Source organism: Pseudomonas sp. FSL R10-0399, from assembly GCF_009600165.1.
GTDB lineage: Bacteria > Pseudomonadota > Gammaproteobacteria > Pseudomonadales > Pseudomonadaceae > Aquipseudomonas > Aquipseudomonas helleri.
This window is the reverse complement of sequence record NZ_WIWK01000180.1, coordinates 1-7,170: the sequence shown is the minus strand read 5'-3', so window position 1 is coordinate 7,170 and position 7,170 is coordinate 1. Positions and strand designations below refer to the sequence as shown.

Genomic DNA, 7,170 nt, shown 5'->3' with positions numbered 1-7,170 from the left:
CAAACGCCTGGGCCTGCTGGCCAGTGCCGCGGTGTTTGCCGCCAGCGTTCACGCCGCCCCGCAAGACGGCGGTGTGCTCAACCTGATCGCCCAGCCCGAGCCGCCATCGCTGATGCACGGGGTGGTCACCCATGTCTCGACCCAATACGTCAGCGGCAAAATTCTCCAGGGTTTGCTGACCTTTGATACCGATCTCAAGCCCAAGCCAGTGCTGGCGCGCAGCTGGACGGTGTCACCGGACGGCCTCACCTACACCTTTGAATTGCAGCCCGACGTGCAATGGCACGACGGCAAGCCGTTCACCGCGTCTGACGTGAAGTTCAGCTTCGGCACCTTCTACCCCGAAGTCGATAAACGCATTGCCAGCGTGTTCGAGGAGTACCTCGACAACATCGACGCCAGCCAGCCGCACCAGGTGGTTTTCCACCTGAAAAAACCTTTCGCGCCGTTCCTGTCATTGCTCGGCAGCGGCCTGCGCCCGATTGCCCCGGAGCACCTCTACGCGGGCACCGATTTTCGCAGCAACCCGTACAACCTCAAGCCGGTGGGTACCGGGCCGTTCATGTTTGCGGAATGGAAGCGCGGCGCTTACATCAAGCTGGTGAAGAACCCTAACTACTGGAAGAAAGGCTTGCCGCACCTGGACGCGATTGTCTTTCACGTGATCCCGGACGGCTCCTCGCGTGCTGCCGCTTTTGAGCGCAACGACGTGCAGGTGCTGCGCAGCGGCGATGCCGACTACTCCGACCTCAAGCGCCTGGGCGCACTGCCGGGCGTGGAGTCTTCGGACAAGGGCTGGGAGCTGTACTCAGGGCTGGCCTACTTGCAGTTCAACACCCGCAAGCCACCGCTGAACAATCCCAAGGTTCGCCAGGCGATTCTGTATGCGCTGAACCGTCCGTTTATCGTCGACAACATCTTCTTTGGTGCGGGCAAGGTGTCGCCCGGTGCTTTCGCCTCCAGTTCGCCTTACCACGACCCGCAACTGCCGCAGTATGGCTATGACCTGGCCAAAGCCAAGGCGCTGATCGCTGAGTCCGGAGTGGACGTGGGTGCGGTGCGCATTCGTTTGCTCAACGGTGAAAAAGGTGGCGCCTGGGAGCGTCTGGCCGAATACACCCGCCAGGCCTTGCAGCCGTTGGGCTTCAAGGTGCAGGTGGTGACGTCGGACGCGGCGACCTGGTTCCAGCGCGTCAGCGATTGGGACTTTGACCTGACCTACAACTTTATCTTCCAGATCGGCGACCCGTACCTGGTCAACGCCTACCTGTACCGCACTGACTACATCCTCAAAACCTCGCCGTTCGCCAACGTCGGCGGCTACAGCAACCCGGACGTCGACAACCTGTGGAGCAAGGTCGCTGACACCCCTGAGGGCGCGGAGCGGACTCGCGTGTACAGCGAGCTGGAGCACAAGCTCAACGACGACCTGCCGGTGGCGCCGATCTTTGAGATGCGCTACCCGACGCTGTTCCACAGCCAGGTGAAAAACCTGCTGCAAACCGCCACCAGCCTTAACGAAGACTACGAGAGCGTCTACCTGGACGCCCCGGCGCCATGAGCGGCGTGTGGTTCCTGGGCGCGCGCCTTGGGCGTGCGCTGCTGATGATCCTTGGCGTGCTGGTGCTGAGCTTTTTGCTGGTGCGTTTGGCGCCGGGGGATCCGGCGCAGTTGATGGCCGGTGAGGCCGGGGTCGACGATGCCCAGTACATCGCCAAGCTGCGCAGTGAGATGGGGTTGGATCAGCCGTTGCCCCAGCAGTTATTGCACTACTTGGGGCAGGTGGCGCACCTGGATCTGGGGTACTCGTATCGCAATCAGGCGCCGGTCTGGGACTTGTTGTCCGAGCGCTTGCCCGCCACCTTGAGCCTGATGGGCTCGGCGTTTGTCATCTCGTCACTGTTTGGCGTGGCCCTTGGCGCGCTGGCTGCGCTCAGCCGCCAGCGCCGCCGCTGGCTGGACGGGCTGATTTCCAATGGTGCGCTGTTGTTGTACGGCACGCCGCCGTTCTGGCTGGCGATGCTGTTGATCGTGTTGTTCTCGGTCAAGCTCGACTGGCTGCCCGCGTTCGGCATGCAGACCGTCGCCGCCGACCTGAGCGGCTTCGCCTGGCTGGGCGACCGCCTGCGCCATCTGGTGCTGCCGTGCCTGTCGCTGAGTTTTCTGTTCCTGGCTTTGTACGTGCACCTGACCCGCGCCGCGACCCTGGAGGCGCTGCAACAGGAGCATGTTTACACGGCCCGTGCCAAAGGCCTGGCGCCGTCACGGATCGTCTACGCCCACGTGCTGCGCAACGCGCTGCTGCCGGTGGTGACCTTTGCCGGGTTGCAACTGGGGCAACTGGCCAGCGGCGCCTTGCTGATTGAAGTGGTGTATTCCTGGCCGGGCATCGGCCGCTTGATGTACGACGCCCTGTCCCAACGTGATTACAGCGTGTTGCTGGGCGGCTTTTTGCTGATCTCGGTGTTGGTGGTCGGTTTCAACCTGCTCACGGATTTGGCTTGCCGCCTGATCGACCCGCGCATCGGCGCCGAAGGGGCAGCACGATGAGGGATTCCAGTGTGTGGCAACGTTTTATCGGGCAACCTGCGGCGCTGATCGGCGCGCTGTTTTTATTGCTGCTGGGCCTGCTGGCCGTGTCGGCACCGTGGCTCTGCCAGGGCTCGCCCTGGGAGATGAACACCACGCCCATGCTCGCGCCGTTTACCCAGGCCGGGCATTGGCTGGGCAGCGACATGTTGGGCCGCGACCTGGCCACCGGCTTGCTGTACGGCGCACGAGTGTCGCTGTCCGTGGGGCTGCTGGCGACGCTGGCCACTTTGCTCACCGGCTTGCTGGTGGGAGCATTGGCCGGTTACTTCGGCGGCTGGCTGGACGCGGTGCTGATGCGCGTGGCCGAGTTCTTCCAGATCATTCCGCAACTGGTGCTGGCAGTGATTCTGGTGGCCGTGCTGGAGCCGTCGCTGGGCACCATCGTGTTGGCCATCGCGCTGGTGGCCTGGCCTGCGGTGGCGCGCTTGGTGCGCAGCGAGTTCCTCAGTTTGCGTCAGCGTGAATTCGTGCAGGCTGCGCGGGTGCTGGGGCAAGCGCCGTTGGCCATCGTGTTTCGGCAAATCCTGCCGAACGCCTTGGCGCCGTTGCTGGTGACGCTGAGTTTTGTGATGGCCACAGCGATTCTCACCGAAGCCGCGCTGGCCTTTCTTGGCCTCGGTGACCCGGATGCCATGAGCTGGGGCTACATGATCAACGCCTCGCGCGGGATGCTGCGCGACGCCTGGTGGATGAGCCTGATGCCGGGGCTGGCGATTCTGTTTTGCGTGCTGGCGGTTAACCGTGTGGGCGAAGGCCTGCGCATTGCTTTTGAACCTGCCCGTCGCCCTGGAGACTCCGCATGAGCGCAGCCCAACCGATTTTGCTCGACGTCGAGCACCTGCGCATCGCCTTGCCGTCGGGCGGCGACCGCAGCCATGCGCTACATGACCTATCGCTGCACGTGCGCGAAGGCGAATGCCTGTGCGTGGTGGGCGAGTCTGGCTCGGGCAAGTCGATGCTAGCCAAGGCCCTGCTGCGCCTGCTGCCAGCACCTCTAAAAATCGAGCACGGCACCCTGCGCTGGCGTGGTGAAGACCTCGCCAACCTGGATGAACCGGCCATGCGCGCTTTGCGCGGGCGCGACATCAGCATGGTTTTTCAAGAGCCGATGAGCGCGCTCAACCCGTTGCTCAGTGTGGGTCGACAGATCGACGAAACCTTGCAGGCCCATGGTGTGAAAGACCGCGCCCAGCGCCGTACAAGGGTTGTCGAACTGCTCGGCTATGTCGGCCTGCCGGACCCGGAGCGGCTCTACCATGCCTACCCATTTGAATTGTCCGGTGGCCAGCGCCAACGCGTGGTGATCGCCATGGCGCTGGCCTTCGCGCCGAAGTTACTGATCGCAGATGAGCCGACCTCGGCATTGGACGTGACCACGCAACGGCAAATCCTCGATTTGCTGCGGCGCATCCAGCGTGAGCAGGGCATGGCCATGCTGTTTATCACCCACGACTTTGCCGTGGTCGAGGCCATTGCCGACCGCGTGCTGGTGTTGCAAAAGGGCCATTACGTCGAAGCAGGCACAGCGGCTCAGGTACTGGGTGCGCCGCAGCAAGACTACACTCGGCAGTTGATTGCGGCGGTGTCTGCGGCCCCCGATCACCCGCGCCCGACCCTGGCGCCGGGCAAGCCGGTGTTGCAGGCGCAGCAGCTGGAAAAACAATTCAGCCGCCGCCTTGGCTGGTGGGGGCGACGCACCACGCGGGCGCTGGCGGGTGTCGACCTGCAACTGGCCGAAGGCGAAACTTTGGGCATTGTCGGTGAATCCGGCTCGGGCAAATCGACCTTGGGCCGCTGCCTGGTGCGTTTATTGCGCAGCGATGGCGGCATCTTGCATTGGCACGGGCGTGACGTCACCGACCTGCCTGAAGCGCGGTTGCGCGCGCAGCGTGGCGAGGTGCAAATGATCTTTCAGGACCCGTTCGCATCGCTCAACCCGCGCCAGCGCATCGGCACGCAACTGATGACCGGGCCGCTGGCCCAAGGTCGCAGCCCGGCGCAGGCGGCAGAAAAAGCACGAGAAGTGCTGGGCCTGGTAGGCCTGCCAGAGACCGCGCTGGAGCGTTATCCCCATGAGTTTTCCGGCGGCCAGCGCCAACGTATCGGCATTGCACGGGCCTTGGCGGTGGAGCCCAAAGTGCTGATCGCGGACGAATGCGTGTCGGCACTCGATGCGCTGATTCAGGTGCAAATTCTTGAATTGCTTGAGGACCTGCAACGGCGGTTGAAGCTGAGTATTGTCTTCATCACCCACGACCTGCGCGTGGCGGCGCGTTTGAGTGACCGCATCGCCGTGATGCAGGCCGGGCAAGTGGTGGAGCAAGGCGCGACCGCCGCGTTGCTCGGCCAACCCAACCACCCTTACACCCGCAGGCTGCTGCAAGATTTTGCGCTGCATACCCCGGTGCTGGAGGCCACACCATGAGCCAACGGATGATGAGCCTCAACGCGTTTTTGATGGCCACCGGGCACCATATCGCGGGCTGGCGCCACCCCGAGGCGCAGGCCGATGGCGGCCTGAACTTCGCCCACTATCAGCAACTGGCCCGCACTGCCGAACGCGGCTGTTTCGATGCGCTGTTCCTCTCAGACACCTTGGCCATGTTGCCGGGCAGCGTTGAGGCGCTGAGCCGCATGTCGCGCACCGAGCACTTCGAGCCGCTGACGTTATTGGCGGGGTTGGCCGCCGTCACCGAGCGCATTGGCCTGGTGGCGACGGTGACCACCTCTTACAACGCGGTTGAGTCGCTTGCCCGGTCCTTCACTTCTCTTGAAGCCCTCAGCGGGCAGCGCAGCGGCTGGAACCTGGTGACCTCCAGTAATGCCAACGAAGCCTTCAACTTTGGACGAGACGGCCACTTTGAACACGCGCGGCGTTATGAACGGGCCCACCGCTTTTTGGCCGAGGTGCAGCAACGCTGGGCCAGCGCCGGTGTAGCGCCGGTGCAAGTGCTGGCCGGCGCCTCACGGGAAGGCTGCGAGCTGGCAGCGGCCCATGCCGAAGTGGTGTTCACTGCACAACCTGAGCTGGCGGGCGCCCAGCGTTTTTACCGTGATCTCAAGGCCCTGTTGCCCAAATACGGGCGTAGCGCCGAGCAGGTCAAAATCATGCCGGGGGTGATGCCCATCGTCGCTGACACAACGGACGAAGCGCAGGCCTTGTTTGATCAGTTGCAAGGGTGGGTGCAGCCCGAAGTCGGTCTGTCGCTGCTCGCAGATATTGCCGGTGGCACCGACCTGTCGGCCTTCGCGCTGGATGGGCCGCTGCCTGAACTGCCCGCTACCGAGTCCGGGGTCAGCCGTCGTGACCTGCTGATCCGTGTGGCCCGAACAGAAGGCTTGAGCATTCGCCAGCTTTACTTACGCATGGCAGCGGCACGCGGGCATCTGGTGCTGGTGGGCGATGCGCGGCACGTGGCCGACACACTGGAGCAATGGTTTGTTGAAGGCGCCGCCGATGGCTTTAACGTGATGCCGCCGTATCTGCCCGGTTCGCTGGATGCGTTTGTCGACAAGGTAGTGCCCGAGTTGCAGCGTCGTGGCTTGTTCCGCCGCGCTTATCAGGGCCGCACGTTGCGTGATCATCTTGGCCTGCCCCGTCCCGATTATTTTGCCGCTCAGGAGGCCAACAGTGCCCAAGGCTGACCCCAACCGATTCGCCCACCTGCCGCTGGTGCGTGGCCAACTGATAGACGTGCGCCCCGGACGACGGCTGAGCGTGGCCGTGCATCAGGGCAACCGCGACACCGTGGTGTTTTTGGGCCATGGCAGCGGCGGCAACAAAGACCAGTGGCGCGAGCTATGGCGCAACTTGAGCGAGCAGGGCTACACCTTGGTGGCCTGGGACCTGCTCGGCCATGGCGACAGCGACAAACCGCGCGACGCCAGCGCCTACGCCTGGGACGAACTGGTGGCCGATAATCTGGAGGTGCTCAAGCGCTATGCCGGGCCGCGCAACCTGTACGTGGCGCACTCCTACGGCACCGGCCTGGCCATGAGCACTTTGCTTGCATTGCCGCGCCAACAACCGGCGCTGCGCATCGACGGCGCGTTGCTGCTGGGCAGCGTCTTGCATCGCCCGGTAGGGACGGGTGGGTTGTTGAGTTTGCCGAACTGGCTGCTGACGTTATTACGGCCGATATTGGCCAAAGACTTTCGCGCCCGCGCCTGGCACCCCGAGGCTGATCCGGCGTTGGTCGACTATGAGGATGGCCTGGCCCAGCGCAACCGCCTGGACGTGTTCAAAGCCCTGATGAACAACGCCCAATGGCCCGACGCCCAAGCGTTGGCCGGGCTGGATGTGCCGGTGTACGTGGTGTCTGGCGAAACCGACGGCCTGACCCCCGCCAGCGGCGGCGAAGCCCTTGCCCGCCACCTGCCCAACGCGCACTACCAGGTATTGCCCTGCGGCCATCAACTGATGCTCGAACGCCCGGAGCAAGTACTGCAAGCCTTCGAGCGTTTAGCGGCTAACTGTTGACCTCTGTAGGAGCGAGCTTGCCTCGCGATCTTTTGATCTAGATCTTGCTTTTGATCTTGATCTAAAAGGCCCCATTAAACCACGCTGGCCGAACGCAG

Annotated in this window: 6 protein-coding genes; all 6 read left to right on the top strand. The window is 63.6% G+C overall.

The window, feature by feature from the left end; all coding sequences use genetic code 11:
- The first annotated feature begins 7 nt into the window (after positions 1-7).
- Genes GHO41_RS27995 through GHO41_RS27970 form a run of 6 tightly spaced genes read left to right on the top strand, consistent with a single transcriptional unit; the run spans position 8 to position 7,072 of the window.
- The gene (locus GHO41_RS27995; RefSeq protein WP_256678879.1) at positions 8-1,561 is read left to right on the top strand and encodes an ABC transporter substrate-binding protein; all 1,554 of its coding nucleotides are present in this window, start codon (positions 8-10) and stop codon (positions 1,559-1,561) included.
- The gene (locus GHO41_RS27990; protein WP_153435226.1) at positions 1,558-2,550 is read left to right on the top strand and encodes an ABC transporter permease; all 993 of its coding nucleotides are present in this window, start codon (positions 1,558-1,560) and stop codon (positions 2,548-2,550) included. Before GHO41_RS27995 ends, GHO41_RS27990 begins: the two co-directional genes overlap by 4 nt.
- On the top strand, positions 2,547-3,395 hold the full coding sequence (locus tag GHO41_RS27985; protein WP_153435225.1) for an ABC transporter permease: 849 nt from the start codon (positions 2,547-2,549) through the stop codon (positions 3,393-3,395). The genes GHO41_RS27990 and GHO41_RS27985 overlap by 4 nt, the downstream gene beginning before the upstream one ends.
- On the top strand, positions 3,392-5,017 hold the full coding sequence (locus GHO41_RS27980; protein WP_153435224.1) for an ABC transporter ATP-binding protein: 1,626 nt from the start codon (positions 3,392-3,394) through the stop codon (positions 5,015-5,017). Before GHO41_RS27985 ends, GHO41_RS27980 begins: the two co-directional genes overlap by 4 nt.
- Positions 5,014-6,237 carry an LLM class flavin-dependent oxidoreductase gene (locus tag GHO41_RS27975; protein WP_256678877.1) on the top strand — a complete coding sequence of 408 codons (1,224 nt, stop codon included), beginning with the start codon at positions 5,014-5,016 and terminating at the stop codon, positions 6,235-6,237. Before GHO41_RS27980 ends, GHO41_RS27975 begins: the two co-directional genes overlap by 4 nt.
- Positions 6,224-7,072: an alpha/beta fold hydrolase gene (locus GHO41_RS27970; RefSeq protein WP_371929063.1), complete on the top strand. Its 849-nt coding sequence runs from the start codon at positions 6,224-6,226 to the stop codon at positions 7,070-7,072. The genes GHO41_RS27975 and GHO41_RS27970 overlap by 14 nt, the downstream gene beginning before the upstream one ends.
- Positions 7,073-7,170: the final 98 nt, after the last annotated feature.

Excerpts from the sequence above, each read along its gene's own strand:
- GHO41_RS27990 (WP_153435226.1), top strand. The coding sequence starts at position 1,558 with ATGAGCGGCGTGTGGTTCCTGGGCGCGCGCCTTGGGCGTGCGCTGCTG.
- GHO41_RS27985 (WP_153435225.1), top strand. The coding sequence starts at position 2,547 with ATGAGGGATTCCAGTGTGTGGCAACGTTTTATCGGGCAACCTGCGGCG.
- GHO41_RS27980 (WP_153435224.1), top strand. The coding sequence starts at position 3,392 with ATGAGCGCAGCCCAACCGATTTTGCTCGACGTCGAGCACCTGCGCATC.
- GHO41_RS27975 (WP_256678877.1), top strand. The coding sequence starts at position 5,014 with ATGAGCCAACGGATGATGAGCCTCAACGCGTTTTTGATGGCCACCGGG.